Raw genomic sequence first — 25537 nt, forward strand, 5'->3', positions numbered from 1 at the left:
TGGGCTGCCAGTGCGTACAAGGTCGAATTTTTCGTCAGCCGCCCCCCACATTCTGGTGCTGCGGGAAAACGACTCGGAAAACAGCTGGATTCCCTCCTTGGTCACAGTCAGTACACCGTGCCTCGAGCGGCCGACCCACCGCCAAGTGAGATGCAGCTCGAGCTTATTTGCTGCCACGAGCCGCTTGAGCTCGTCCACAGACATACGTGCTGGAGTGATGAAACCGGAAGGACCCGTTGAGACTTTATCCATATTCGCGTTGAGGGTTATCATCGTTATTAGATGGCCGGTCGACGCCGGCCTTGTACGGAAAGAAGGAAAGAGGCTCACCAATTCGCGTGCGAGCAACAAGCCGCAAGTTGGTGAAGAGGCATCGGGAGTTTGCCTCCCGTTAGACGTCTTAGCTGTCGGAGGTCTATGCGTCGCTGACCGGAGCGGTCGATGCGCACCTCAGCTTCAACAAGGGCATCTACATCATCTGACGTTTGCAAGGCTAGCAACTCTGGGTAATCGCTTGCAGGAATGTCATCGATGCAAATCTCCACCCCGCGCCCGGAGTCGGCGTCACACATCGATTTCAATTCAAACAGCGTGACCCACCTACCGCCATTTTGCGGACCGTAGACGTACAGATAAACGCCGTCATCATCGAGCCAATCAGGGCGCAGGTCGGCGGGCAGTTGAGCGTACTTGCAGATGTGCTCAAGATACGCGTAATCAATATCGCCCCCTTCGTCTCGCCAGATGACTTCATCTTCGCCATCGCTGTTCCGCCGGACGTAGACGCCATAGAGTTCTTTTCCGCGTAACCTGTATAACTCGTCGCACGATTCCTCAAGCGTTCCATTCTCTGTTTCATAGGACGCCACGGCGACGAGATACAGCAGCAGGTCGACCGCTGTATCTCCCCGCTGATAGCCCGAGTTTTTCGCCAACTCGAAAGCCTGTTCGCAGGCTTCGTTTTGGTCCTGCGTTTCATCATCGCGAGTTAAATGGTCTCGCAAGATGGCCAGAATGTCCGCGCCGGAGTTGACCGCGTGCAGGTTGGAGGGAACTGAGGTTGGGTCGTTCGTCATCGTTGTTGATGTCTCATGTGGTCGTGTTGAAAGAAGCAAGCCGACCGACGACAATATTGCTTTTCGCGTTGCTGCCGGCTGCTGTAGTCCGTATAGGCTACCGCTCACCAGACATATCCAGAGCACCCCAGAGTAATTCCTCGGTTAAGGTGCGATAGACATCCTTGATGCGCTAAACCGATGATTTAACTGCCCTCAATTTATATTAGAGTGATTCGTCTAACCAGACGTACGCTGCTCGCGCTACGAACGTGAGCGCTCCTGCGGCAGTTTGTGGGCTTTCGGCTTCTGCGGAGGAGCCAGCACGGTGTCTTTCGGGGTTGCCAACGCGGCTGGCATTGCCGCTTCCGTCAGTAGGGCTTCGCCACCCTCCGGCGCCGGGATACCAAACTTACCTTTTCTCAGTTTGGGCGACGGGTGCGAGGTGTATTCCCAGCTGCCATATAGCGCGGGACTACCGTCGCAGTATGATTTGCGAACAACAACTCGCTCTGAGAGGCAGACATGCTGGTTACCTACGTTCTAGGCGATTGCCCGGGCTGCAAACAGCAAAACTCGTTCGGCAACGTGAACGTCTGCGGCGACCACGTTTTGCGAGGCTGCATGCGGTGCCGCTACTCGCAAAGCATTTTGCTGCCGGCAGTCAGAAAGAAAGTCATCTACCTCGACCAGTTCTTTTTCAGCGGCGCATTTCGTGGTGGTGACGACCGCTTCGTCCGAGCGGCCGAGCGCATTCAGAAATTGGCGGCCGACCAGCTGTTGGTGGCTCCGTTTTCATCGATTCACGAAGACGAAACCCATCTCTGGCCGCGATTCGGCGAGCTGTATCCGTTTATCAAATCTGCCAGTCGTGGGGCCGAGTTCAAGCAGTCGTCGGAAGTGGACCGGTTTCAACTTCATCGTGCCTTCATGCGGTGGCAGCAAAACGGCCCTGCGGACCAGCAGCCGGAATTGAGCGATGCCCTGAAGCCTGGGCACGTCAGCAACTGGGACAGCTACTTCCGAATCGAGGTAGGCGGTTATCACGGCGACGCAGAGTTGCTGGCACGGTTGAAGTTGGAGTCGGTAGAGGGATTAGTAGACCTGTTTCCGGGTTGGCGAGAGTCGCAGAACACCTTCGACCAGGACGTCGATGCTGAATATAACGCAGCGGCTAAGGGCTATATGGACGCCTACCTTGAATTCATGGTAGGCGTGGGCGGAGGCGACTACATGGCGTTGTTTGACTCGCCGGTGATGTCAATGGTCGTGCAGGGCTTGCTTGCCCAGTTGCCCGAGGAGACGCCACCCGACGAGCGGCTCAGGCAGTGCGCCCGGTTCCTCGATTCGCAGCATTTCAAGAGTTGCGCGCATCAATGGCTGCGAGCGCACATGTACGCGACGCTGAAAGCGCAAGTGAAGGCCGGTTCGTACGCGAATCGCGAGCGTGCATTAGGAAGGCTATCCGGGGTCTTCTTCGACGTTTCGCATATCTCGACTTACGCTCCGTACGTGGACGCCTTCATCATGGACCAGCCCATGGCGGAACTGGTCTCGCACCGAGGCGTGCGCTTGTCGGAGCGATATGGCACGAGAGTGTTCAGTTTGAACAACTGGCCGGAACTGTTCGCCTGGTTCGACGAACTGGAGAATTCAATGACAGATGAGCATCGCCAAGGTCTGCGGGACGCCTACCCTCGGCGCGTTGAGATGAGCCTACCATTGGTGAAAAGCATGTCTGAACAGTCCACGCGACCCGACCCTCTGCGGGTCCGTTACCGCGCACATCTGGGCGACGCAATGCGCCAGATTGTTCTCTTCGGTTCCACCCTCGACCAGGCTATTAAAGCGGTTAAGGTCCCCGAAGTCGATATTGCTGCGTTCAACAATCTGCTGAACTCCGAATTGGAGCATCTCGAGGCATACAACTGTGCCCGCCATTGCCTTCCGATGGGTAAGACGCAGGATTGGATTGACAAGGGGCGGCCACACTGAGCCGAGCGTGACTCGCCGTTTCGACATAACTGCGCTTATGTCGCAACGACAGCCGCCGCGGCCGGTGTCTCTGTGGATAACTGTGCAGGCTCCTCCTCCTCTTCCACAAATTCTACCTGCGTGACCTGCAGCCTTGCATAGGGCCACCGCAAGCAGACGCCCAGCACATCGTTTATAGAGCACAGCAATTCGGAAAAGCGCCCCGGTCGCTGGCGAAACCCAGCGACCAGTCGCGCCCTGATGCAGCGTAAATAGTGTGTAGCTTATGCCTGCACCCTGCTGGCCGCTTAGCGTAGTTCACGGTAAGCAGGAGCGACCGGTCCTCCGCGCTGTCGCTGTCGAACGCCATCTTCAACTTGCTGAGCACCTGTCGCGGACCCACGCCGAGGTTCAGCTCCAGTTTTGCCAGGTACGTAACGTTCATTTCCACCCCGTTTTAGATTTGTCGTATTCGCCCGAAAAGCCTCACCAGTAAAGGCATTCACGGCTTTCAAACTTAGTTGCATGATGCAACAAAGGTCGCTGTCCTAACTAAAATGCGCGCATATGCTAGCATGACGAAATACAGTTAGCGCGTTACGGAGAAGGGACGATGCTGAGAGTGACGGTTGAACTATGGCCAGGCGGCCGTGAGAGTGGCAAGCGGGTCATTGCGACGGCTGACATCAGCCGAGTCAAGAATGGAGCGCTGGCTGACTACGAAGTGGAATTGCAGGAAGGCCTGCTGGAGTCCGTTGGCAACGTAGCACATGTGCGCAAATACCCCAGATGGTCGGCATCGGTGTGGGACCTCGTCGGCAGATGCATTGCCGCAGCGCTGAATGAAGGCAAGGAGGAACTGCCACCACGACCCACACGGCCCACCGCCCCGGTGCATGTGCGCGATGATGGCATGCACTATGTGCGGCTGGACGAAATACCTGAGCCAACCCGAACGTTTTTTGGCGAAAACCTGGCTGGCTCGTCAATTCCCGCGCGCGACTGCGCATACGCGCACGACTGGGACGACTTTTTAAACGGGTACCGCTAACGCAACCGGGGAGGAATGCTGAGATGAAAAAGGAACACGAGTTTGTGGTTCTCGTTTCACACTTGCAGGGTGTAAAGCAGGAGCGAATAGCTGCCCTCGCGATTGCTGGGCCCACGCTGAAGTATCGCCACGCGCTGACTTCGGCGCTTGCGCTTTATAGAGAACTGAAAGAGGCGCCGGAAAAGCTTCCAGCGCAACCGTGCATCTTGCTTGCCCTTGTGTCGGAGACCTCGACGCCTGACACCGTGCGATTACGACTTGTTGTCGACGTGCGAGGCGGTGAGGCACGGGGATTCTGGATGCACAGTCCGCTTCCGGGCGGAGGATGGGCAAAGACGGGACTAAGCGAGTGGGTGCCGGTTACGCCGAACGCGAATTCGGTGGATGTAGTACAGCGTGTTTGGTCGACAAGACAATGGACGAGCTAATGTCAGTCGCGGAGGTAGCGCGGCGTCTCTTCGTCAGCCCGCGCTATGTGCGCAAAAAGCTGATGCGCAAGCACATCTTTCGCCCCGTTGTCGTTATTCGCGGACGCAAGTACATTTTGCGAGAAAGAGCCGAGGCGTAGCGTAAGAAGCGCAGAAAAATTGCTAGCAGAGGGCTGCGCGAACTGGGGCGGATGCAGCAGGAAGCGGGGCTGTACGACAACACAACGCAATGAGCGATATTCCAACCCCACCGCCTGCAGTGCCGCCACCTGTGGCTACGGGCGGCCTAATTCTCTATCTGGACTTCGATGGGGTCCTCCACCCTGAAGACGTGCACATGCGGACCGGGCGCGGGCCTTACATCGCATCGCCTGAGGGACACACGCTTTTTGAGCATGCCGAACTGCTAGAGCGAGTGCTGCTGCCATATCCCGGAGTGCGCATTGTGCTGAGCACGAGCTGGGTCCGCATGTACAAGAGCGTTGCACGTGTCGCGCGCAAGCTGCCACCAGAACTGCGAGAAAGGGTGATAGGGGCGACGTATCACGGCGCCATGGACGCAGAGTCTTTTCGGCAAGCACCGCGTGGCATGCAGGTATGGTCAGACGTCTTGCGTCGCAAACCCGACGATTGGCTGGCTGTGGATGACGATTACCTGCACTGGCCCACGTGGTGCCGCGACAAACTGGTCAGGACACACGAGATACAGGGCATCAGCACGCCGGTGGTGCTCGCCGATTTGCGAGCAAAACTGGCTGCTATGCACGGGGAGTGACGATGGCTGACTTTACCGAGGCAGAAGCTGCGGCCGTTCTGCACATAAGCGAAGCGCACGTGCTGCGCCTGATAGCAGTCGGAGATTTGACGCTCGACCGTGAAAGCGTCGTCGCGTACCGGGAAAAGCAGCGGCTAGCGCGTCCGCCCAGAGCGGGCGACAGCGAGCACGCGTACCGCGTCGAAGGCCCAGTACAAAGGGATGTAGCCGTTTACCTCGGAGACTGCAGTGGCGACACACTGACTATCGTGTGCGAGGGGACGTCCTTGGTCTACGGAGAGCCGAGATGGGAAAGCGCGCGTCGCGCACTCAACAGGCCGGACCCCCACGGGCCCTATCCTGTGTCCGACAGATTTACGGTTTTCGTGCACGAAATACGGCTCGACGGGCCCGCTGACACTCAGGTGCGGGCCTCGCTACGAGTAAGCGTAGTGTGCAGGGACGGGCTTGCGTACGCCAGCGTGCATAGCACGCAGCATCGCATCGACATTGCCCCCGTGCCTTTTACGATAGGTGACGACGTCGTGACGATTGCTCGCAAAATTTTGGAGAGAGCGGATGATGGTATTCGAGCTGATTGAGCATTTGAAGCAGTTAGACCCGCACTGGTCGGTGTTTCACTACAGCCACTACGACTTCCCGGAGTGCGGAAGCGAGATTACAGACGTGGAGACGTATGCTGACGCGCTTGGTCGCGTGTATCTGACCGACCGCCTGTCCCGTGGTCGTCCCCAGAAACCATGAATACATTTCATCGCGTTGACGTTCGGATTCACGCGGGCGCGTACGTTAGAGATGCGCCAGCATCAACGTTTCCAGTCGTGTGCGAGGGGTCGGCGAGGTTCATTGACGGCGAGAATCATTTTGAGCGCATAGCCCGCGCGCTACAGCACCTGAGGCCGGACGGCCCCTATCCGCAGCTAGACACTTTCACGATATTTGTTCATTGCGACCACGCGCTAACAGCACGATTCGACGTTGCTCGCACGCCGCGCGGCGCATACCCGAGCGTAGTTGTCGGTGACGTGCATCAGTACTATCTCGCGCCGACACCCGTTGAGCAGGAAGACGATGTCGTGTCAGTTGCTCGCAAAATTTTCGCTGCGGGTTTGCCGCAATGAAAGTGCCGGACGATTTTCCTCGGGAGCGCATGCCAGCTGTCGTTCCTGGTGTTCAAACGAAAGTCGGCGTCGTGCTGTCACGCGGCTGGTACGTTTTGCAATCAGATGAGCAGCGCGCGGAACGTTGGGACATTTGTGAAGATTTGGCACGGCAGTTTGTGCCCAAGACGCTCAAGGACGCTGAAAAGCACTCGGGCAACGCTCGGGGCGAGACGCTCGAACGCGTGCGCAAAGCAGTCGCGGGCAAAGGCTGGTGCTCACCCGAAGAGCTGCAGTGGCTCATGACTCGCCTGCGCATCCTGCTTCACTGGTAGCAAAAAACACGGAGCACATTCATGCACGTCGACCTGCCCCAAATTTGGCGCGAAAACTGGATTCTCTTGGCGGTGCCCGCGTGCGCAGCAATCGCAGGGCACGCAATCGGCCGACTCATCCGGGGGCGCCATGGACGTGCCTGAACTCGCGCGGCGACTTTTTGTGAGCCCTGCACACGTGCTAAAGCTGGTGGCGCGCGGCGACCTAGTCTGCACCCGCGACGCGGACGGCCGGCGCGATTTCGACGACGCAGAGGCGGAGGCGTATATCGCCGCAGCGAAAGAGCGACAAGCCAAGGCTTTTGCCGAGTATCTCAAGGCCACCGAGGAACATAAACGCTAGGGCTGTACTGGACTTTCCACAAAAAGTACAACACACGGCAGGTGCACGCCGCTCGTGCCCCTTATTTTGTGCTCAAGGAATTGTAAGGAAGGTCGTTAATCCACGTGCCGGCGTTGTTGCCGGCTAGGGTAAGAGCCGGTGCACAACAGACGAGGATTTTGATGGCAAAAATTGAAGCTTACGCAGCGCGTCCTACGCCGCTGCTGTTCGAAAACGAGGAAGGTCAACGTGCAGCAAGCGCGCTAATCGAGTTCGGCGGTTGGAATCACGTCACGAAGACGTTGACGCCAATGAGCGTCGAAGCACTGACGCAAAAACCCGGCGCACCGGTGCTGACTTGGTTCTTCGACAGCCTAGCTGCCGCCGCAGAAGCGGGCGTGCTCGATACGGACGGGCTCGCGGACCAGCTCTTCGCTGACAGCGTCGACATTGATGCCCTTGTTGGACTGATGCGTGATGGTAGCGAGATGTATTGGGTTAATGACCGCTACTTCTGGTCGCTGCAGGAATGTTTCTTCTCAGAAGAAGACTGTACTTCGTTTGGCGCACTCGCCGACGCGTTTGAGCGGGAGCTGCAATTCGCGTAGTTGAATAGCGGGACCAGCGTTAAGGACCATGCATTGCGTGGCCCCATTGCATCATCTCGATATACTGTATAAAAACACAGGTATCGAGGTGAGCGACGCACGAAGAGCGACACGACCAAGCCGCGATGGAGTTTTTTCTTGAGCGCATCGCGATACGCATCGTGGACGGCGGGCTGAAGCCATTTCTTGCAGAGGGGCTCGCGGCTGTGGACACGAGACGCTACTGTCAGCAGTTGGACATAAGCGAGCCGATGGATACGCGCTATCGGCTGCTCGTGGAAGCGTACGCGAACGACTGGCGCACCGGTCTGTGGTTCGACAACGTCCTCAAACGTGCCTAGCTTGTCGGCAGTTCGACCAAACGCTGCGCTGCATCGTGAGCCGCCTCAGCATTGAGCGCCATTTGGGGAGCCTGAGCAACAAACGTAAGCCAACGCTCCGTCGAAAAGCCATCCTCGAGTTTGAAGTCCTGGTCTACCCGAAAAACAGGCTTAACCTTCGACTTATACAAATCGTTTTGGTACGGCGTCATGTCCCTTTCCTGGAGCCGGCCGGCGAGCATGAGCAGTGCATCACCGTACGCTTCTATAAATGGACGCCACGCCTCGCTGGTGTCTGCCCAGACCTTCCGGACCTGAGCGGAGGCTTCGAATGAGCGGGGGAGCGCGCCTACGTAAAGCATGCCCACATTTTGTGCGCTGACATTCACTCCTTCGATACGGTGGTCGAGCAGTTTTTCCGTAATCATATTTTTGCCAAAGAGGGCCATCGAGTAGCTCGCGACTGTGTCTCTCAGGTCGTTGTTTCGCAGCTGAGGCATACTCGTCAGCTCGCGAAGTCGCGCAAGCGAACCGTTGTAGTGGTACACATATTCGCGTCGTTGTTTTTTCGTCGTCGCAGTGTCCGGCACATCCTTCGACGAAAGCGAGGGGAATATGTGCTTCGAACCCAGACCGCGCTTCGCATGAAACGCCCGCAACTTGCGCAGTTCCTCCGCGAGAAAGGGATGCAACGGGTACTCCCAGTCGCCACCGTCCTTGAACCCCGTCGCTTTGCTCGGAATGAGGTAGGTAGACGCACCTCCCTGTTTAAGCTTGAGCAGATGCCACTCCATTGCTCGCGCGCCCTCTGCGCGAAACCCTGTAAACAGGAGGGTGTAATAGTAAGCCCGTGGATATGGGTCCAGCATGTCGATGGCATCGAACAGGCTGCGCAGCACACCCGCGAACAGTGGGCGCGCACCCTCGACACTCGACTGCTTGACGCGCTTACGCATGCCGGCGGCAGGGTTTGAGGGCAGCTTTGCGTGATTCGACAGCGCCCGGATGGTTTGAAAAAGATGGTCGGATTGGCGCGCCGCGCCGCGGTCTTCAGCAATACGCCGACAGGCTTCAGTGAGCCATTCGCGCTTCAAGAGGCGAAGCGGCTTGTGCAGCCACTCTGCGGCGTGCGTCTTGAGAACACGCTCGTAGGTGCGCAGCGTCGATTCCTTGGGATGGGTGGTATCGCGCCAATCTTCGAGAATTTGCCAAAGCGTCTTTTTCGAGAGGTCAGACACTTCTTCCGCACCTTCGGCAGCAATGTCGGCGCAGACTCGAACGCACTCGCGACGGGCCGTTGCCAGGTCCATTTGCGGATAGGGCCCCAAGGTACGTTGTACGCGAGTGCCAAGCGCGTTGGCCGTCTCCACCAACCACGTGCGCGTGCCGGTTTTCATCACGCGGAAGAGCAGTTCGTTCTTCATCGCGACGTCGTAGTAGATAGTCATCCGCTTGCCCGGTACGCACGTGAGGTTAGCAACCTCGTCCGGGGTCATTGTTAATACAGCCATGTGGTCTCGCTCGCAAAATAGGACGCGGCAGTTGTCTCGCGGCCCGCAAATTATCTGAAATCGAACTGTCTCGCAGCTCTACGAGACTAACCCTGATTTTGGGTGCAAAATGGGCGTATCGCAACACGTCTCGTGCGATACTTGCTGCGAGATGTGCGTGCACTCACAAAACGCCGTAAAACGACCCTCGAAACCTGCAATTAAAATTGGTGTCCCGCTGCGTCTCGCAAGCGAACTGCTGCGAAAATATAAACAGTGCGTTGCTGGGTAAGGGTTTGCGGGAAGTTATCTTACTGAACGAAATTTGTGCAGGACCTGTTTATACTCGGGTAGATGTTTTAGGTCCTGACGCCCGCAAGGGTGTAGGGGTTCGAGTCCCCTCCCTCGCACCACTTATTGGTAGTCGAGAAAAAACCCGTCAAGTCTTTGGACCGACGGGGTTTTTCTTTTTTGCGCGGTCTTCTGAAAGGCCTCAGTGTTGCTCCGCTGCCTTTCATCGCGAGCGCGCGACTCAGGCACCCGGCGCTCCCGGCGCTTCCTGCGAGCCCGGCAATTCCGCTTGCGCGGCGCCTTCGAGGAAACGGCGCGTCGACTCGAACGCCTGCAGCATCTGGTCCGGCCACGGCGTTTGCAGCATCACCGCCTGATGACTTTCAAATGCCGACGACAGCAGTTTCGCCAGTTCCGGCGAACGAAGATGACGCAGCACGACGCTGACCGCGATCGCGGTCGCCTGGCTCGCGCCGGCGGTCTGGAGTTCCGACGCGGTGAGTGCCGCGACCTGTTTGTTGATGTCCACTGAAACGTCCCTGGATGAAAAAGAGGGTGAAGGCGCGTTGGCCAAGGCTCAATCTTGACACGCGCCGCCCATGCCGTGAAACGGCGCTTTTCAAACACGGCCGGTTCGCCGCGCGCTATCACTCCCGCGCGTTCATGGCACGGATCACCTTGTCGAGCGCCCCGCCGAACGCGGCCCTTTCCTCTTCGTTGAGGCAGTCGAACATATCGCCGTTCCACTTGCGCGCGATCGGCATCACTTTGCGATACAGCGCGCGGCCTTCCTGCGTCAGCGAGACCAGCACGACGCGGCCGTCCGCGGCGCTCGATTCTCGCTGCACGAGTCCCTGCCGGATCAGCGCTTCGGCCGCGCGACTCGCCTGGCTTTTGTCGAGATTGGCATGGCGTGCCAACTCCATGATCGAGAACGGTCCGAACGACCCCACCGTCGCAATCACCCGCGCTTCGGGCAGCGTCACGTCGAGCTTCGCCGCGTAGCGCGCGCTGATGCCGCGCTCGGCCAGTTTGTTCAGTACATGCAGACGATACGTGAGGAACTGCTCGAGCCCGGCTTTGGCGGAGTCCTTCATGGTCACCCCGTGATGAGTGGAACGGTCGTGGCGCTGTGATTGTTGCGGCAACCGTTTCGCGGGTCAACGCACGCCGTATTTCAGGCGCGTCAGCTGCTCGGCTTCGTTGGCGAGCAGGCGCGCCGCGTCGCGAATCGCGACGTCGAGCGTGATCGGCCCCGGCGCCGGAGAAAAGCAGCCGCCGAAGTATTCGGCAAGACGCGGCAGCGCGGCGGGGTCGATCGCGCCGGACAGCAGCGTGGCGGGCACGCCCGCGGCGCGCGCATGCGCGCAGGCGATGAACGGCGCCTTGCCGTGCAGCGTCTGTACGTCGGAACGGCCTTCACCGGTGATCAGCCAGTTGGCGCCCGTGAGCGCGGCGTCGAGGTCGATTTGCCGCGCGACGGTTTCCGCGCCCGGCTCGAACTGCGCGCCGAGCATGTGCAATGCGAAGCCGAGGCCGCCCGCCGCGCCCGCGCCCGGCAGGTCACGCGCCGTGCGGCCGAGCGCGGCTTCGAGCAGATCGGCGAAGCGCGCGAGCGCCGCGTCGATCGGCGCGACCTGTTCTGGCTTCACGCCTTTTTGCGGACCGAAGATCGCGGTCGCGCCGTGCTCGCCGGTCAACGGATTGTCGACGTCCGACATGCCGACGAACTGCGTGTCGGCAAGCCGCGCGTCGAGCAGCGACGCATCGACCCGCGCCACGCGCGCAAGCTGCTCGGGTGTGCCTTCGAGTACGTTGCCTTGCGCGTCGAACAGTTGCAAGCCGAGGCCGGTCAGCAGGCCGGCGCCGCCGTCGTTCGTGCTGCTGCCGCCGAGCGCGACGAAAAAGCGCCGCACGCCGGCATCAAGCAGCGCGCGAATCGCTTCGCCCATGCCGCGCGTGCTTCGCGCCTCGACCGGCACGCCCATGCCGACGGGGTCCGTAATGCCGACGATTTCCGCCGTTTCGATGATGGCGCTGCCGTCCGTGAGCAGGCCCGTCAGCGCTGCGCGCGTCGGACCGGCCGCGCCGCGCACGCTAAGCGTGCGGCGCTCGCCGCCGCTCGTGAGCATTGCGTCGAGCGTGCCTTCGCCGCCGTCGGCCATCGGACAGATGCGCACGCTCGCGTCGGGGCGTGCGCGCTGGACGCCGGATGCGATCGCCTGCGCGACCTGTTCCGCGCTGAGGGAGCCTTTGAATGAATCGGGAGCGATGACGACGACAGGCGAGGGCGACGAATTCGGCATGGTGTCTCTGAGAGGTTTGGGTCGTTGTAAGCGGTTGCTGGAGCGGATGAAGCGACCGGCTGCTGGTGACCGGCGGTGGCGGCCCGACCGAGTGCGTTAGCTTATCAGCATGGGGGCGTCGGCTGAATATGTCGAAAGGCATAGGCGGGATCGCCGCCACGACACGTCGGCCGCGAGCGGGTGCGAGCGTCCACGCGAAGGTTCTGTTGCATGACGAAAGAGCGCCGAGGAACGCACGACGCTAACCGGATAGCGATGCCAGCGGCAAATCGCGCTCGCTGTGTCAAAACTAACCGAAAATGGCCCTCAAAACGCCTGGAATGCAGGGAAAACTCGATGCAATCATCGAATCCCGGCTAGGCGCGCAAATAGTTTGCTAAAATATTCGGCTCTTTGGACTCAACCGTGCTGCCGACGGCCTGCAAGCCCGCGGCGCAGGCGCGTGATCGATGCAATCGGCGCAAATCGATGCGAAGCGACATCGACGGGCAGCACGGAGAAGATAACTGTTTCGCTCGAATAATTTTAGGACGATTGAAGCCATGGCTAACGTTGTTGAAAACCTCGGCAAGCTCGAACGCCGCGTGACGATTTCCCTGCCGAAGGATGCCGTGCAGAAGGAAGTGGATTCGCGTATCCGCCAACTCGCGAAGAACGTGCGCATGCCGGGTTTCCGCCCGGGCAAGGTGCCGCTCAAGATGGTGACGCAACAGTATTCGGGCCAGGTGGAAGCCGAAGTGCTGAGCGACAAGGTCGGCAAGGAATTTTTCGACATCAGCCGCACCGAAAACCTGCGTGTCGCGGGTCAGCCGAGCTTCGCGCCGAAGACCGACGCTGGTGAAGGCAGCTACGCGTTCGACGCGACCTTCGAGGTGTATCCGGAAGTGAAACTGGGCGACGTCGCCACGGCTGAAATCGAGCGCACCATGACCAGCATCAGCGAAGCGGAAATCGACCGCACGCTGGACATCCTGCGCAAACAGCGCGTGCACTTCCACGCTCGTGGCGAGGCAGGCGAGCACGGCGACGGCGGCGCGGACACGGCCGCCAAAGACGGCGACCGCGTGACGGTCGACTTCGTCGGCAAGATCGACGGTGAAGCATTCCAGGGCGGTAGCGCCGAAGACTTCGGCTTCATCCTCGGCGAAGGCCGCATGCTGCCGGAATTCGAAAAAGCGGCGCTCGGCTTGAAGGTCGGCGAAGCGAAGGAATTCGACCTGAAATTCCCGGACGACTACCACGGCAAGGAAGTGGCGGGCAAGACGGCGCAATTCACGATCACGATGAAGAAGATCGAATGGCCGCATTTGCCGGAAGTCGACGGCGAATTCGCGAAATCGCTCGGCATCGAAGACGGCGATCTGACCAAGATGCGCGCTGAAATCAAGGACAACCTCGAGCGCGAAGCGAAGCGCCGCACGCAAGCCATCGTCAAGAACCAGGTGATGGACGCACTGCTGAAAATCTCGGAGCTCGACGTCCCGAACGCGCTGATCGAGCAGGATCAGGAGCGCCTCGTCGCGATGGCTCGCCAGGATCTGGAACAGCGCGGCGTGCCGAACGCGAAGGACGCGCCGATCCCGGCCGCGATGTTCAAGGAGCAGGCCGAGCGCCGCGTCAAGCTGGGTCTCGTGCTGGCCGAGCTCGTGAAGGCGAACGAACTGCAGGCGAAGCCGGAGCAGATCCGTGCCGAAGTCGATGAATTCGCGAAAAGCTACGAAGACCCGAAGGAAGTCGTCCGCTGGTATTATTCCAACCAGCAACGTCTTGCTGAAATGGAAGCGTATGTCGTTGAAGCCAACGTCGTCGACTTCGTCCTCAGCAAGGCCAAGGTGACGGACAAGGAAGTGAGCTTCGAGGAACTGGCAAGCGCAACGGCGCAAGCGTAAGCGTCGCTGCAGCGGCGTGCCGGCTGTCGGAGCGACCGACGGCCCGCACGCCGTTTTTTTGTGCCATGAATCTGTGTGACGTACCGGATCCGGTCGTGCGGCGCACACGAAGACGGCACTTGAATACGGGCTCGTCGCACCAACCTGTGTCCAGCAGCTAATATTCAGAATATTTCCAGACAAGGATCCATTGCATGACCTTTCGCGCCCAAATGCTGGACACGTTGACCTCCCAGTCGTCCCGGGATCTCGAAGCGCAGGCACTCGGTCTGGTGCCGATCGTCGTGGAAACGAGCGGCCGGGGCGAGCGCTCCTATGATATTTATTCGCGTCTGCTGAAGGAACGCATCGTGTTCCTCGTGGGCGAAGTGAACGACCAGACGGCCAATTTGGTGGTTGCGCAGATGCTGTTTCTCGAAAGCGAGAATCCGGACAAGGACATCTACTTCTACATCAACAGTCCGGGCGGCTCCGTGTCTGCCGGTATGGCGATCTACGATACGATGCAGTTCATCAAGCCGGACGTCTCGACGCTGTGCATGGGGCTTGCGGCGAGCATGGGCGCGTTCCTGCTCGCGGCCGGTGCAAAGGGCAAGCGTTTCGCGCTGCCGAATTCGCGCGTGATGATTCATCAGCCGCTCGGCGGCGCGCGCGGCCAGGCATCGGACATTGAAATCCAGGCGCGTGAAATCCTGTACCTGAAGGATCGGCTGAATCATCTGCTCGCGCACCACACCGGTCAGCCCGTCGAACGTATCGCGCGTGACACCGACCGTGACAATTTCATGTCCGGCGATGACGCGCAGGCGTACGGCCTCGTCGACCAGGTGGCGCACAAGCGTCCCTGATCTGGTACGGTTTTGCTCTGCTGTTTTGCCCACTGTTGCGGCAAAACCGTCATCGGGTCGGTTGTGAATGTTCAACTTCCGTCCGGGCGTCTGCGGCAAGCGCCGTTATCGTGCTCACTAGCCCTGCCGCGCCCAAACTGCGTGGCGGGGGCAAACGGCGTATTATCTAATCCGGTGTCCGGAGGCTCACACATCTATGGCGGACAAGAAAGGTTCTAACAGCGAAAAGCTGTTGTATTGCTCGTTTTGCGGCAAGAGCCAGCATGAGGTCAAGAAACTGATTGCTGGCCCGTCGGTATTCATCTGCGATGAATGTATCGATCTGTGCAACGAAATCATTCGTGACGAGGCTGCAGGCGCGGGCATCGAGGCCGGCTTGTCCAAGTCCGATCTGCCGACCCCGCAGGAAATCCGCGAAATTCTCGACCAGTACGTGATCGGTCAGGAGCGCGCGAAAAAGATTCTCGCGGTCGCGGTCTACAACCACTACAAGCGCCTCAAGCATCTCGACAAGAAGGACGAAATCGAACTGTCCAAGAGCAACATCCTGCTGATCGGCCCGACCGGCTCCGGCAAGACGCTGCTTGCGCAGACGCTCGCGCGCCTTCTGAACGTGCCATTCGTGATTGCCGACGCGACCACGCTGACGGAAGCTGGCTATGTCGGCGAAGACGTCGAGAACATCATTCAGAAGCTGCTGCAGAATTGTAATTACGAGGTGGACAAGGCCCAGCGCGGCATCGTCTACATCGACGAAATCGACAAGATCAGTCGCAAGTCCGACAACCCGTCCATCACGCGCGACGTGTCGGGCGAGGGTGTGCAGCAGGCTCTGCTGAAGCTGGTCGAAGGCACGATGGCGTCGGTGCCGCCGCAAGGTGGCCGTAAGCATCCGAACCAGGACTTCATCCAGGTCGATACGACGAACATCCTGTTCATCTGCGGCGGTGCGTTCGACGGCCTCGAGAAGGTCATCGTCGATCGCACCGAGAAGACCGGCATCGGTTTCGGCGCGAGCGTGAAGAGCAAGCAGGACCGCGACGCCGGCGAAGTGCTGCGCGAAGTGGAGCCGGAAGATCTGATCAAATTCGGCCTGATTCCGGAGCTGATCGGCCGTCTGCCGGTGGTCGCCACGCTCGGCAAGCTCGACGAAGCGGCGCTGATGAAGATTCTCGTCGAACCGAAGAATGCGCTGGTCAAGCAGTATCACAAGCTGTTCAGCATGGAGCGCGTCGAGCTCGAAATCCGTCCCGCCGCGTTGCAGGCCGTGGCGCGCAAGGCGATCCGCCGCAAGACGGGCGCGCGGGGCCTGCGTTCGATTCTGGAACAGGCGTTGCTTGATGTCATGTACGATCTTCCGCAAATGAAAGGTGTCAGCAAGGTCATCATCGACGACAACGTTATCGACGGCGACGGCAAACCGCTGCTGATCTACGAAGACGCGCCGAAGGTCGCGGGTTCGAACTGATCGGCTTTCGAGTTCTGCAAAAAGGCCGTTCATGGCGACGTGAACGGCTTTTTCGTTTATCGTGTGGTCAGGCTGGTTGTTCTCAACTATGGAGTCACTGAACCTTCGGAGTCACTGAACTTTTCCCACACGCGGAGGCTTGCAATATTTTCTGCTGGCCTCACCTATCGAACGAACTGATTCCACTCATGGGGAAATGAAATGTCAGGAACCCAACTCCTCCCGCCGGAACGCATTACGCTGCCGCTGCTCCCGCTGCGCGACGTAGTCGTTTTCCCGCACATGGTGATTCCGCTCTTCGTAGGCCGCCCGAAGTCGATCAAGGCTCTCGAAGCAGCGATGGAAGGCGGCAAGCACATCATGCTCGTCGCCCAGAAGACGGCTGCGAAAGATGAGCCGACCGAAAAGGACATGTACGAAGTAGGGTGTATCGCCAACATCCTGCAGATGCTGAAGCTGCCCGACGGTACCGTGAAGGTGCTCGTCGAAGGCTTGCAGCGCGCGAAGACGCTTTCCATCGAAGAACAGGAAACTCAGTTCTCGTGCGAAGTCATGCCGCTCGAACCTGACCACGCCGACAGCGCTGAAACCGAAGCGCTGCGTCGCGCGATCGTGTCGCAGTTCGACCAGTATGTGAAGCTGAACAAGAAGATCCCGCCGGAGATCCTGACCTCGCTGTCGGGTATCGACGAGGCAGGGCGTCTCGCCGACACGATCGCGGCGCATTTGCCGCTCAAGCTCGACCAGAAGCAACACATCCTCGAGATGTTCCCGGTGATCGAGCGGCTCGAGCATCTGCTCGCGCAACTCGAAGCCGAGATCGACATCCTGCAGGTCGAAAAGCGTATCCGCGGGCGCGTGAAGCGTCAGATGGAGAAGAGTCAGCGCGAGTACTACCTGAACGAACAGGTCAAGGCGATCCAGAAGGAACTCGGCGAAGGCGAAGAAGGTGCGGATCTCGAAGAACTCGAGAAGCGCATCACGGCCGCCCGCATGCCGAAGGAAGCGAAGAAGAAGGCCGACGCCGAGCTGAAGAAGCTCAAGCTGATGTCGCCGATGTCGGCGGAAGCGACGGTCGTGCGCAACTACATCGACACGCTGATCGGCTTGCCGTGGCGCAAGAAGAGCAAGGTCAACAACGACCTGTCGAATGCGGAGCGCGTGCTCGACGAAGACCACTTCGGTCTCGAGAAAGTGAAGGAACGCATTCTCGAGTATCTCGCGGTCCAGCAACGTGTCGACAAGGTCAAGGCGCCGATCCTGTGCCTCGTGGGGCCCCCGGGCGTCGGTAAGACTTCGCTCGGTCAGTCGATCGCGCGCGCGACGAACCGCAAGTTCGTGCGCATGGCATTGGGCGGCGTACGTGACGAAGCCGAGATTCGTGGCCACCGTCGCACGTACATCGGTTCGATGCCGGGCAAGATCCTGCAAAGCCTGACCAAGGTCGGCGTGCGCAATCCGCTCTTCCTGCTCGACGAAGTCGACAAGATGGGTCAGGATTTCCGCGGCGATCCGTCGTCGGCCCTGCTGGAAGTGCTCGATCCGGAACAGAACCACACGTTCGCCGACCACTACGTCGAAGTCGACTTCGATCTGTCGGACGTGATGTTCGTGGCGACGTCGAACTCGCTGAACATTCCGCCGCCGCTGCTCGACCGGATGGAAGTGATTCGTCTGTCCGGTTATACGGAAGACGAGAAGGTCAGCATCGCGCAGCGTTATCTGCTGCCGAAGCAGAAGAAGAACAACGGCCTCAAGGATGGCGAGGTCGATGTGACGGAAACTGCGATCCGCGACATCATTCGTTACTACACGCGCGAAGCGGGCGTCCGCTCGCTCGAGCGTGAAATTTCGAAGATTTGCCGCAAGGTCGTGAAGATGCTTCTGCTGAAGAAGGCGGAAGGCGCGGTGAAGGTCGACGGCAGCAACCTCGACACGTTCCTCGGCGTGCGCAAGTACGACTTCGGTCTGGCCGCGAAGGAAAATCAGGTGGGCCAGGTCACGGGTCTCGCGTGGACGGAAGTGGGCGGCGATCTGCTGACCATCGAAGCCGCGGTGATGCCGGGCAAGGGCAATGTGATCCGCACGGGTTCGCTCGGCGACGTGATGAAGGAATCCGTCGAAGCGGCGCGCTCGGTCGTGCGTTCGCGTTCGCGTCGTCTTGGCATCAAGGACGAAGCGTTCGAGAAGCAGGACATTCACATCCACGTGCCGGAAGGCGCGACGCCGAAAGATGGTCCTTCGGCTGGTATCGCGATGACGACCGCGCTGGTGTCGGTGTTGACCGGTATTCCGGTGCGCGCCGATGTCGCGATGACGGGCGAAATCACGCTGCGTGGCGAAGTTCTGCCGATCGGCGGCCTGAAGGAAAAGCTGCTGGCAGCGCATCGCGGTGGCATCAAGCTGGTGCTGATTCCGGAAGAAAACGTCAAGGACTTGACGGAGATTCCGGACAACGTGAAGAACGCGATCGAAATCGTGCCGGTCCGCTGGATCGACAAGGTGCTCGAACTTGCGCTCGAACGTGTACCGCAGGCGTTACCGGAAGACGAACCGAAGCCCTCGGCGCCGGTCGGGGCTGAGCCGGGCAAGGATGCCGCGACGGACGTCGTCAAGCACTAAGGTTCGATGCGCATCAGAATGCGCTGACGCCAAAGCATTCTGCAGCGGTGTCGTTTGCTGAAGCGGAAAACCCGCGGTCAAGAGCCGCGGGTTTTTTTTGCCCGCGCGGCTTCGTCGCTAGGCCGCATCGCCAGTCTTTCCGCTGCAACATACTGTGACAAAAGCGCCCCTCTAAAATAACGCCGATCAGGCTCAACCCCGGTTGACACAAGGGTTTCGGCCGCTTCTAATGAGGCGGCCTGGCGTTCGCGCCGGCCGCGTGGCGGGAGGTGCTGGAAAGCACTGTCACGATTGCCAATAAACATTCACGGGGGTTTGAATGAACAAGACGGAATTGATCGATCACATCGCACAGCAAGCCGACATTTCGAAGGCCGCGGCGGGCCGTGCGCTCGATGCAGTCATCGCGGGCGTCAAAAACACGTTGAAGAAGGGCGGATCTGTGACGTTGGTCGGCTTTGGCACGTTCGCGGTCGGCAAGCGCACCGCGCGCACCGGACGCAATCCGCGCACGGGCGCCGCGATCAAAATCAAGGCAGCAAAAGTTCCTAAATTTAGGCCTGGAAAAGCTCTGAAGGATGCGCTAAACTAATGGGCTTGCTGCTTTAGGAATTGCTTAACCCGACTGCATGAACGATTCACGGGGAGGGCAGCGGCAAGGCAGAAAACACATCAAGCACTGAATCACGAAACGGGTGCTTAGCTCAGTTGGTAGAGCGGCGCCCTTACAAGGCGTAGGTCGGGAGTTCGAGCCTCTCAGCACCCACCAGTTTCAGATTCGGCTGCAGTGTTTCCAGTCGCAAAAGTGCAGTATAAGGAGTGGTAGTTCAGTCGGTTAGAATACCGGCCTGTCACGCCGGGGGTCGCGGGTTCGAGTCCCGTCCACTCCGCCAGTATCCACGAAAGGCGAACTCCGGTTCGCCTTTTTTGTTGCCCGCTGTTGTAAGATCGGGCGTTCTGTTTTTGGCACCCCTCACGCATGCTCGATTTTTTCCGCAATCACCAACGCCTGATGATGTTCATGCTCATCCTCGTCATTTTGCCGGGGTTGGGTTTCGTGGGTATTCAGGGTTTCCGCGGCTTCTTTGACGAAAGTGCAAACGTCGCGAGTGTCAACGGTCACAAGATCACCCGTGTCGAATACGACGACGCGATGCGCCAGCAGATCGACCGCGGGCGTCAGATGCTCGGCGCGAAGTTCGACATGAAGTCGTTCGACACGCCGGAGCGCCGTCGCCAGATGCTCGACGGCATGATCGAGCAGCGTGTGCTTGCCGACGAAACGCAGCGTCTGCATCTGAGCGCATCGGACGAAGCGGTGCGCCGCGCGCTGCTGTCCGATCCGGTGATCTCGTCGCTGAAGAATCCCGACGGGTCGATCGACCTCGACCGCTACAAGCAACTGCTCGCGATGCAGGGCATGACGCCCGATCAGTACGACGAGCGCGTGCGCTACAACCTCGCTATGCAACAACTGCCCGCGAGCATCGAGGCGAGCGCGTTCACGTCGAAGACGCTCGCGCAGCACTTGACCGAGCTCGCGCAGCAGCAGCGTGAAGTGCAGGGCATCGCGTTCCATCCGCACGATTACGCGGCGAAGATCCAGCCGACCGATGCGCAACTGCAAGCGTACTACGACGCGCATCGCAACGACTTCGCGACGCCCGCTACGGCGACGATCCAGTACCTGGTGATGTCGCCGGCCGCGCTGAGCGCATCGGTGCAGCCGAGCGACGGGGACCTGAAGAAGTACTACGACGACAACAACATCGCCCACTTCCGCACCGAGGGCGAAGTGCGCGCGAGCCATATCCTGATCGCGGCACCGAAGGACGCGAGCGCGGCCGACAAGGCCAAAGCGAAGCAGAAGGCCGAGGAGTTGCTCGCGCAGCTCAAGGCGCATCCGGACCAGTTCGCGCAGATCGCGCAGCAGAACTCGCAGGATCCGGGTTCGGCATCGAAGGGTGGCGATCTCGGTTACTTCGGCCGCGGCATGATCGCGGGCGGCCAGGCGTTCGACGACGCGGTGTTCGCGCTGAAGAAGGACGAAATCAGCGGCATCGTTCAGACCGACTTCGGTTTCCACATCATCAAGGTCACCGATGTAAAGCCGGCGGTCACGAAGTCGTTCGACGAAGTGAAGGACCAGATCGCCAGGGAGCTGAAGACGCAACTGGCGAGCAAGGCGTTCACCGACAGCTCGGAAGGTTTCACGTCGCTCGTCTATGAAAAGGCCAAGAGCCTGCAGCCGGCCGCTGACAAATTCAAGCTGCAGATCCAGACGGCGACGGTCACGCCGCAGCCGGATCCGAAGCTGCCGCCCGACAGCCCGCTGAACAACCCGAAGTTCCTCGCAGCCGTGTTCGCGAATGACTCGGTATCGGCGCACAACAATACGCAGGCCATCGACGTCGGCAACAACACGCTGATCGCCGCGCGTGTGACCGACTACAAGCCCGCTGCCGTGCCCGCATTCGACGCGGTGAAGGACGCGGTGCGTCAGAAGGTGATCGCCGTGCAGGCGAACGAAGCAGCGCACAAGGACGGCGTCGCGAAACTGGCCGATTTCGAGAAGTCGAAGGCGACCGCCAGTTTCTCGTCGCCGCTGAAGGTGTCGCGCAATGACGCGCAGGGCGTGCCGCCTGCCGCACTGAGCGCAATCTACAAGGTCGATGCGCAAAAGTTGCCGGCCTACGTCGGTGTCGATCTCGGCGACGACGGCTATGCGATCTATCGCGTGAACCAGATTGTGCAGCCCGCGGCCACCGACGCGCAGCATCTCGCTGTCGCGCAGCAGCAGATCGCGCAGGTGGACGCGCAGTCGCAGGCCGAAGCCTATCTGAAAGCGCTGCGCGAGCGCTCGAAGGTGAAGTTCTACGGTACGCTCGACAGCGCCGCCCAGCCGGCCGATCAGTAAGCCGCAGTAAGCATTACCTGCTCGTCCAAAAGAAAGCCCCGCATTTGCGGGGCTTTTTTATCTACAGCCAGGTGGCAGCTTTACAGACAGCCGCTGATCGCGCCGGTGGCGTTGCCACCGCCAGCACCGCCGGCGCGAAAGCCGACCCACGTGCCCTTGCCGCTATACGAAGGACGGACCACCGCGGCCGCGCCGTTGGGCGGCTGCTGGCCCGGGACGTAGACGTCCATGGCCTGATCGTTGGCGAGGGTGTTTTGCGAGACCACCTGTTGTTGCGAACTATCCGCCCATTTCTGCGCGATGCAGGTTGCGACGGCGCGAGGCGGCTGCTGGCTTTGACCCACCGACTGAACGCCGGCTGGCGGTTGAGCCGCGCAAGCCGAGATGGCAACGGTCAAAGCGATTAACGGTAAATATTTCAACGTTATCTCCTCAGAAGTCGCTCAAGAATGAGTCGGGTGGCAGGGATTGCCCATATGTCGAACGGCTCGGCGATCCGAGTTCCCCCAGGTTCCGGAAACAAGTCGTTAGCAGATCTTTCAGTGCGGCGAACTTGTGCGAAGAAGTGGCTTGAGAGCGGGCCACACGTTGTTGAGTAGCAGCGGCTGTGCCTGCTGCGTCGGGTGGATCTGATCGGTCTGGAACATATCCGGTTTATCCGCGATGCCGGCGAGAAGAAACGGCACGAGCGACACATGGAACTCCTTCGACAGCTGGCCGTAGAGGCCGTGGAACTTTTGCGTATAGTCGGGGCCATAATTGGGCGGCACGTACATGCCGACGAGCACGACCTTCGCGTGGCCTTGCTGCGCCTGTTCGATGATCGTGCGCAGGTTGTCCTCGGTCGTCGAGAGCGGCACGCCGCGCAACGCGTCGTTGGCGCCGAGCTCGACGATCACGATGCTCGGTTTGAGCCGTTCCATGAGCGCGGGCAGACGCGCGCGTCCGCCGCTCGTCGTGTCGCCGCTGATGCTCGCATTGGCGACGCTATAATCGATGCGCTCTTCGGCCAGACGCTGACGCATCAATGCGACCCAGCCCGTATCGCGGGGCAGCCCGTACTCAGCGGAGATGCTGTCGCCGAGCACGACGATCACCGGCTTCGCGGGGTCGGGCGTATTCGCCGCGTGAGCCCGCAACGGTAACGAAACCAGCGCGGCGGCCATCATGGTCGCGCCGAATGCCGCAGACAGCGCCGCGGCGCGAGGGGCGATGGCGCGCACTTTCAATCTACGCTTCACCATGCCAAACAGAACTGATCCAGTCATTGAAGTGCGGGGTTTGTGCAAGAGGGTTAAGGATGCTGCGGGCGAACTGACGATTCTCGATGACATCGATCTTGCCATCGATGCCGGCAGCAGCGTCGCGATCGTCGGTGCATCCGGGTCGGGCAAGTCTACGCTGCTCGGCTTGCTCGCGGGATTGGACAGTGCTAGCGCGGGCTCGGTTCGGCTGCTCGGGCGCGAACTCGGCGAGCTCGACGAAGACGGCCGCGCCGCGTTGCGCAGCGGCGCGGTCGGCTTCGTGTTCCAGTCGTTTCAGTTGATGCCGCATCTGACCGCGCTCGAAAACGTCACGTTGCCGCTCGAACTGCAAGGCGGCATCGGCACACGCGAGGCCGCCGCGCGTGCGCGTGAACTGCTCGAACAGGTTGGGCTCGGGCAGCGTACCGGTCATTATCCGAAGCTGCTGTCGGGCGGCGAGCAGCAGCGCGTCGCGCTCGCGCGCGCGTTCGTCACGCGCCCGGCGATCCTGTTCGCCGACGAACCCACCGGCAGTCTCGACGCGGCCACCGGCCACGCGGTGATCGATCTGATGTTCGAGATGAATCGCGCGCACGGCGCGACGCTCGTGCTCGTGACACACGACATCGAACTCGCGCGGCGTTGCGATACGACGGTGACGATCGAAGCGGGGCGGCTCGCTTGATGGTCTGGCGGATCGCGGGCTTGCGCTCGCGTACCTCGAGCATGTCGTCGTCGAAGCAAAAACAAAGCGGGCCGTAGCCCGCTTTCTTCTGTTTATGGCGCGTTATCGCCCGCTATCGTGCACTCCAGACTTCCATTCAGCGCTTCAACGCAGCCCGGGCCCGCGTGATCAGCGCCGACGTCGACGAGTCATGTTTCTTCACGTCGGCACTCGCCGCGCCCAGATCGGCCTCGACCACCTTGCCGAGGATCTTGCCGAGTTCGACGCCCCACTGATCGAACGGGTTGATGTTCCACACCGACGCTTGCACCAGCACCTTGTGCTCGTAAAGCGCGATCAGCGCGCCGAGCGTGCGCGCGGTCAACGCGTCGAGCAGCAGCGTCGCGGTGGGGCGGTTGCCCGGGAACGTCAGGTGCGGCGCGAGTTCCGGCTTGTCGGGGCCGGCCACTTTCTTCGCTTCCTCGAGCGTGCGACCGAGCATCAACGCTTCGCTCTGCGCGAAGCAGTTCGCGAGCAGCTTCGGATGATGGCTAGCGAGCGGATGCTCGGGCGTCAGCAGCGCGATGAAATCGATCGGCACGATCGTCGGGCCCTGGTGCAGCATCTGGAAAAACGCGTGCTGACCGTTCGTGCCCGGCTCGCCCCACGTGACTGCGGAAGTCGCATAGTCGACGAACGCGCCGTCGAGACGCGCGGACTTGCCGTTGCTCTCCATTTCGAGCTGCTGCAGATACGACGGCAGGAAATGCAGTGCCTGCGAATACGGCGCGACCAGATAGCTCTGCGAGCCGAAGAAGTTGCGATACCAGATGCCGATCATGCCGAGCAGCACCGGCAGGTTCCTGTCGAGCGGCGCGGTGCGGAAGTGCTGGTCCATCTCGTTGGCGCCGGCGAGCAGCTCGTCGAACTGTTGCGGACCTACCGCGATCATGATCGACAGACCGACGGCCGACCACAGCGAGTAGCGTCCGCCGACCCAGTCCCACATCGCGAACACGTTCTCTTGCGCGATGCCGAACTTGACGACTTCGGCCGTATTGGCCGACACACCGACGAAGTGCTTCGCCAGCGCGCTTTCCGGGCAGCCTTTCTGGATGAAAAAGTCGCGCAGCGAGCGCGCGTTGGTCATCGTCTCCAGCGTCGTGAAAGTCTTCGACACGATGATCGCGAGCGTCTCTTCGGGATCGATCTGCTGCATCACGTTGTACAGATCGGCGCCGTCCACGTTCGACACGAAGTGCGTCGAGATCTCGGGCGTCGCGAGATGATGCAACGCGTGCACGACCATCTTCGGCCCTAGATCCGAGCCGCCAATGCCGATGTTCACGACATGACGGATCCGCTTGCCGGTGTAGCCGGTCCATGCGCCGCTGCGGACCTGCTCGGCGAACGCAGCCATTTTCTTGCGCTCGGACTGCACTTCGGCGAAGAACGGCGCCTTCGGGTCGGTTGCGCGCAAGGCCGTGTGCAGCGCGGCGCGGCCTTCGGTCGGGTTGACGACCTCGCCCGCGAACATCGCGTCGCGGCGCTTCTCGACGCCGGCTTCGCGGGCGAGTTGCACGAGCAGTTGCAGGGTTTCGGCGGTGATACGGTGCTTCGAGAAATCGGCTGAGAGACCGCCGCCCGCGAACGTGAAGCGTTCGGCGCGCGTGGGAGCGGGATCGTTCTCGGGGGCGAACCAGTCGCGCAGATGCGCATCGCGAATCGTGTCGTAATGCGTCTGCAGCGAGGACCAGGAGGGGAGCGAGTTCTGGGTCATAGCGTCCGTCTAACCAAGGGGCACGAAGGAAGGCGCGCGCATGAAGCGCG

General features: G+C 60.3%; 24 protein-coding genes and 2 tRNA genes. 18 read left to right on the plus strand and 8 right to left on the minus strand.

Annotation, left to right across the window (positions count from 1 at the left end):
- Positions 1-326 precede the first annotated feature (326 nt).
- Entirely contained in the window at positions 327-1076 is a 750-nt protein-coding gene (locus tag OKW41_RS30640; RefSeq protein WP_429574977.1) for a hypothetical protein, read from the minus strand.
- A 504-nt stretch (positions 1077-1580) separates the two neighbouring features.
- Here OKW41_RS30640 and OKW41_RS30645 point away from each other — a divergent pair.
- The 9 genes from OKW41_RS30645 to OKW41_RS30685 all read left to right on the plus strand — a co-directional run bounded on the left by OKW41_RS30645 (position 1581) and on the right by OKW41_RS30685 (position 7989).
- Entirely contained in the window at positions 1581-3050 is a 1470-nt protein-coding gene (locus OKW41_RS30645; RefSeq protein WP_429574978.1) for a hypothetical protein, read from the plus strand.
- Positions 3051-3642: 592 nt separating this feature from the next.
- Positions 3643-4080 carry a hypothetical protein gene (locus OKW41_RS30650; protein ID WP_429574979.1) on the plus strand — a complete coding sequence of 146 codons (438 nt, stop codon included), beginning with the start codon at positions 3643-3645 and terminating at the stop codon, positions 4078-4080.
- 23 nt (positions 4081-4103) lie between these two features.
- Positions 4104-4508 (plus strand): hypothetical protein, encoded by a 405-nt coding sequence (locus OKW41_RS30655; protein ID WP_429574980.1) that lies wholly within the window; start codon positions 4104-4106, stop codon positions 4506-4508.
- Positions 4509-4737: 229 nt separating this feature from the next.
- Entirely contained in the window at positions 4738-5283 is a 546-nt protein-coding gene (locus OKW41_RS30660; RefSeq protein ID WP_429574981.1) for an HAD domain-containing protein, read from the plus strand.
- A gap of 558 nt (positions 5284-5841) precedes the next feature.
- Positions 5842-6027, plus strand: a complete 186-nt coding sequence (locus OKW41_RS30665) for a hypothetical protein (RefSeq protein WP_429574982.1) — start codon at positions 5842-5844, stop codon at positions 6025-6027.
- A gap of 373 nt (positions 6028-6400) precedes the next feature.
- On the plus strand, positions 6401-6718 hold the full coding sequence (locus tag OKW41_RS30670; RefSeq protein WP_429574983.1) for a hypothetical protein: 318 nt from the start codon (positions 6401-6403) through the stop codon (positions 6716-6718).
- A gap of 130 nt (positions 6719-6848) precedes the next feature.
- Positions 6849-7061: a hypothetical protein gene (locus OKW41_RS30675; protein WP_429574984.1), complete on the plus strand. Its 213-nt coding sequence runs from the start codon at positions 6849-6851 to the stop codon at positions 7059-7061.
- A 161-nt stretch (positions 7062-7222) separates the two neighbouring features.
- Positions 7223-7648, plus strand: coding sequence for a hypothetical protein (locus OKW41_RS30680; RefSeq protein WP_429574985.1), 426 nt, complete (start codon positions 7223-7225; stop codon positions 7646-7648).
- 125 nt (positions 7649-7773) lie between these two features.
- Positions 7774-7989, plus strand: coding sequence for a hypothetical protein (locus tag OKW41_RS30685; RefSeq protein ID WP_429574986.1), 216 nt, complete (start codon positions 7774-7776; stop codon positions 7987-7989).
- Here the strand turns inward: OKW41_RS30685 and OKW41_RS30690 are convergent.
- From OKW41_RS30690 to OKW41_RS30705, 4 genes are all read right to left on the minus strand, one after another.
- Positions 7986-9479: an integrase arm-type DNA-binding domain-containing protein gene (locus OKW41_RS30690; protein ID WP_429574987.1), complete on the minus strand. Its 1494-nt coding sequence runs from the start codon at positions 9477-9479 to the stop codon at positions 7986-7988. The genes OKW41_RS30685 and OKW41_RS30690 overlap by 4 nt on opposite strands.
- Positions 9480-9990: 511 nt before the next feature.
- Complete coding sequence (locus tag OKW41_RS30695) at positions 9991-10278, minus strand: hypothetical protein (RefSeq protein ID WP_429449708.1); 288 nt, start codon at positions 10276-10278, stop codon at positions 9991-9993.
- Between the two features lie 118 nt (positions 10279-10396).
- A complete protein-coding gene (locus tag OKW41_RS30700; RefSeq protein WP_429574988.1) occupies positions 10397-10846 on the minus strand; it encodes a MarR family winged helix-turn-helix transcriptional regulator in 450 nt (149 codons plus the stop codon).
- A 63-nt stretch (positions 10847-10909) separates the two neighbouring features.
- Complete coding sequence (locus tag OKW41_RS30705) at positions 10910-12055, minus strand: glycerate kinase (protein WP_429449712.1); 1146 nt, start codon at positions 12053-12055, stop codon at positions 10910-10912.
- A 542-nt stretch (positions 12056-12597) separates the two neighbouring features.
- On the opposite strand from OKW41_RS30705, the gene tig reads away from it, so the two are divergent.
- From tig to OKW41_RS30745, 8 genes are all read left to right on the plus strand, one after another.
- Entirely contained in the window at positions 12598-13944 is a 1347-nt protein-coding gene (gene tig, locus OKW41_RS30710; RefSeq protein ID WP_184063592.1) for a trigger factor, read from the plus strand.
- 194 nt (positions 13945-14138) lie between these two features.
- Complete coding sequence (clpP, locus tag OKW41_RS30715) at positions 14139-14792, plus strand: ATP-dependent Clp endopeptidase proteolytic subunit ClpP (protein ID WP_013089401.1); 654 nt, start codon at positions 14139-14141, stop codon at positions 14790-14792.
- A gap of 196 nt (positions 14793-14988) precedes the next feature.
- Positions 14989-16260: an ATP-dependent Clp protease ATP-binding subunit ClpX gene (gene clpX, locus OKW41_RS30720; protein ID WP_013089402.1), complete on the plus strand. Its 1272-nt coding sequence runs from the start codon at positions 14989-14991 to the stop codon at positions 16258-16260.
- 201 nt (positions 16261-16461) lie between these two features.
- Positions 16462-18882 carry an endopeptidase La gene (gene lon / locus OKW41_RS30725; protein WP_429449714.1) on the plus strand — a complete coding sequence of 807 codons (2421 nt, stop codon included), beginning with the start codon at positions 16462-16464 and terminating at the stop codon, positions 18880-18882.
- A 319-nt stretch (positions 18883-19201) separates the two neighbouring features.
- Positions 19202-19474, plus strand: coding sequence for an HU family DNA-binding protein (locus OKW41_RS30730; protein ID WP_018418077.1), 273 nt, complete (start codon positions 19202-19204; stop codon positions 19472-19474).
- 101 nt (positions 19475-19575) lie between these two features.
- Positions 19576-19651, plus strand: a tRNA-Val gene (locus OKW41_RS30735).
- Positions 19652-19698: 47 nt separating this feature from the next.
- Positions 19699-19775 (plus strand) — tRNA-Asp (locus OKW41_RS30740).
- Positions 19776-19861: 86 nt separating this feature from the next.
- Positions 19862-21799 (plus strand): SurA N-terminal domain-containing protein, encoded by a 1938-nt coding sequence (locus tag OKW41_RS30745; protein WP_429574989.1) that lies wholly within the window; start codon positions 19862-19864, stop codon positions 21797-21799.
- A gap of 80 nt (positions 21800-21879) precedes the next feature.
- Here the strand turns inward: OKW41_RS30745 and OKW41_RS30750 are convergent, their stop codons facing one another.
- Both OKW41_RS30750 and OKW41_RS30755 read right to left on the minus strand, forming a co-directional pair.
- Entirely contained in the window at positions 21880-22221 is a 342-nt protein-coding gene (locus OKW41_RS30750) for a hypothetical protein (RefSeq protein WP_026225396.1), read from the minus strand.
- A 117-nt stretch (positions 22222-22338) separates the two neighbouring features.
- The gene (locus tag OKW41_RS30755; RefSeq protein WP_429449719.1) at positions 22339-23043 is read right to left on the minus strand and encodes an arylesterase; all 705 of its coding nucleotides are present in this window, start codon (positions 23041-23043) and stop codon (positions 22339-22341) included.
- Here OKW41_RS30755 and OKW41_RS30760 point away from each other — a divergent pair.
- The gene (locus tag OKW41_RS30760) at positions 23042-23728 is read left to right on the plus strand and encodes an ABC transporter ATP-binding protein (protein WP_026225394.1); all 687 of its coding nucleotides are present in this window, start codon (positions 23042-23044) and stop codon (positions 23726-23728) included. The genes OKW41_RS30755 and OKW41_RS30760 overlap by 2 nt on opposite strands.
- Positions 23729-23864: 136 nt before the next feature.
- On the opposite strand, the gene pgi is transcribed toward OKW41_RS30760, so the two are convergent.
- On the minus strand, positions 23865-25487 hold the full coding sequence (gene pgi / locus OKW41_RS30765) for a glucose-6-phosphate isomerase (RefSeq protein ID WP_429449721.1): 1623 nt from the start codon (positions 25485-25487) through the stop codon (positions 23865-23867).
- Positions 25488-25537 lie beyond the last annotated feature (50 nt).

Source organism: Paraburkholderia sp. UCT70, assembly GCF_050434085.1.
Taxonomy (GTDB): domain Bacteria; phylum Pseudomonadota; class Gammaproteobacteria; order Burkholderiales; family Burkholderiaceae; genus Paraburkholderia; species Paraburkholderia tuberum.

Bases quoted from the DNA above. Each gene is read 5' to 3' on its own strand.
- OKW41_RS30685 (WP_429574986.1), top strand. From the start codon at position 7,774: ATGGAGTTTTTTCTTGAGCGCATCGCGATACGCATCGTGGACGGCGGG.
- OKW41_RS30745 (WP_429574989.1), top strand. From the start codon at position 19,862: ATGCTCGATTTTTTCCGCAATCACCAACGCCTGATGATGTTCATGCTC.
- OKW41_RS30700 (WP_429574988.1), bottom strand. From the start codon at position 10,846: ATGAAGGACTCCGCCAAAGCCGGGCTCGAGCAGTTCCTCACGTATCGT.
- clpX (WP_013089402.1), top strand. From the start codon at position 14,989: ATGGCGGACAAGAAAGGTTCTAACAGCGAAAAGCTGTTGTATTGCTCG.
- tig (WP_184063592.1), top strand. From the start codon at position 12,598: ATGGCTAACGTTGTTGAAAACCTCGGCAAGCTCGAACGCCGCGTGACG.
- OKW41_RS30730 (WP_018418077.1), top strand. From the start codon at position 19,202: ATGAACAAGACGGAATTGATCGATCACATCGCACAGCAAGCCGACATT.
- OKW41_RS30690 (WP_429574987.1), bottom strand. From the start codon at position 9,479: ATGGCTGTATTAACAATGACCCCGGACGAGGTTGCTAACCTCACGTGC.
- OKW41_RS30640 (WP_429574977.1), bottom strand. From the start codon at position 1,076: ATGACGAACGACCCAACCTCAGTTCCCTCCAACCTGCACGCGGTCAAC.
- OKW41_RS30655 (WP_429574980.1), top strand. From the start codon at position 4,104: ATGAAAAAGGAACACGAGTTTGTGGTTCTCGTTTCACACTTGCAGGGT.
- OKW41_RS30670 (WP_429574983.1), top strand. From the start codon at position 6,401: ATGAAAGTGCCGGACGATTTTCCTCGGGAGCGCATGCCAGCTGTCGTT.
- OKW41_RS30675 (WP_429574984.1), top strand. From the start codon at position 6,849: ATGGACGTGCCTGAACTCGCGCGGCGACTTTTTGTGAGCCCTGCACAC.
- OKW41_RS30665 (WP_429574982.1), top strand. From the start codon at position 5,842: ATGATGGTATTCGAGCTGATTGAGCATTTGAAGCAGTTAGACCCGCAC.
- OKW41_RS30755 (WP_429449719.1), bottom strand. From the start codon at position 23,043: ATGGTGAAGCGTAGATTGAAAGTGCGCGCCATCGCCCCTCGCGCCGCG.
- OKW41_RS30660 (WP_429574981.1), top strand. From the start codon at position 4,738: ATGAGCGATATTCCAACCCCACCGCCTGCAGTGCCGCCACCTGTGGCT.
- lon (WP_429449714.1), top strand. From the start codon at position 16,462: ATGTCAGGAACCCAACTCCTCCCGCCGGAACGCATTACGCTGCCGCTG.
- OKW41_RS30650 (WP_429574979.1), top strand. From the start codon at position 3,643: ATGCTGAGAGTGACGGTTGAACTATGGCCAGGCGGCCGTGAGAGTGGC.
- pgi (WP_429449721.1), bottom strand. From the start codon at position 25,487: ATGACCCAGAACTCGCTCCCCTCCTGGTCCTCGCTGCAGACGCATTAC.
- OKW41_RS30705 (WP_429449712.1), bottom strand. From the start codon at position 12,055: ATGCCGAATTCGTCGCCCTCGCCTGTCGTCGTCATCGCTCCCGATTCA.
- OKW41_RS30680 (WP_429574985.1), top strand. From the start codon at position 7,223: ATGGCAAAAATTGAAGCTTACGCAGCGCGTCCTACGCCGCTGCTGTTC.
- clpP (WP_013089401.1), top strand. From the start codon at position 14,139: ATGACCTTTCGCGCCCAAATGCTGGACACGTTGACCTCCCAGTCGTCC.
- OKW41_RS30645 (WP_429574978.1), top strand. From the start codon at position 1,581: ATGCTGGTTACCTACGTTCTAGGCGATTGCCCGGGCTGCAAACAGCAA.
- OKW41_RS30760 (WP_026225394.1), top strand. From the start codon at position 23,042: ATGCCAAACAGAACTGATCCAGTCATTGAAGTGCGGGGTTTGTGCAAG.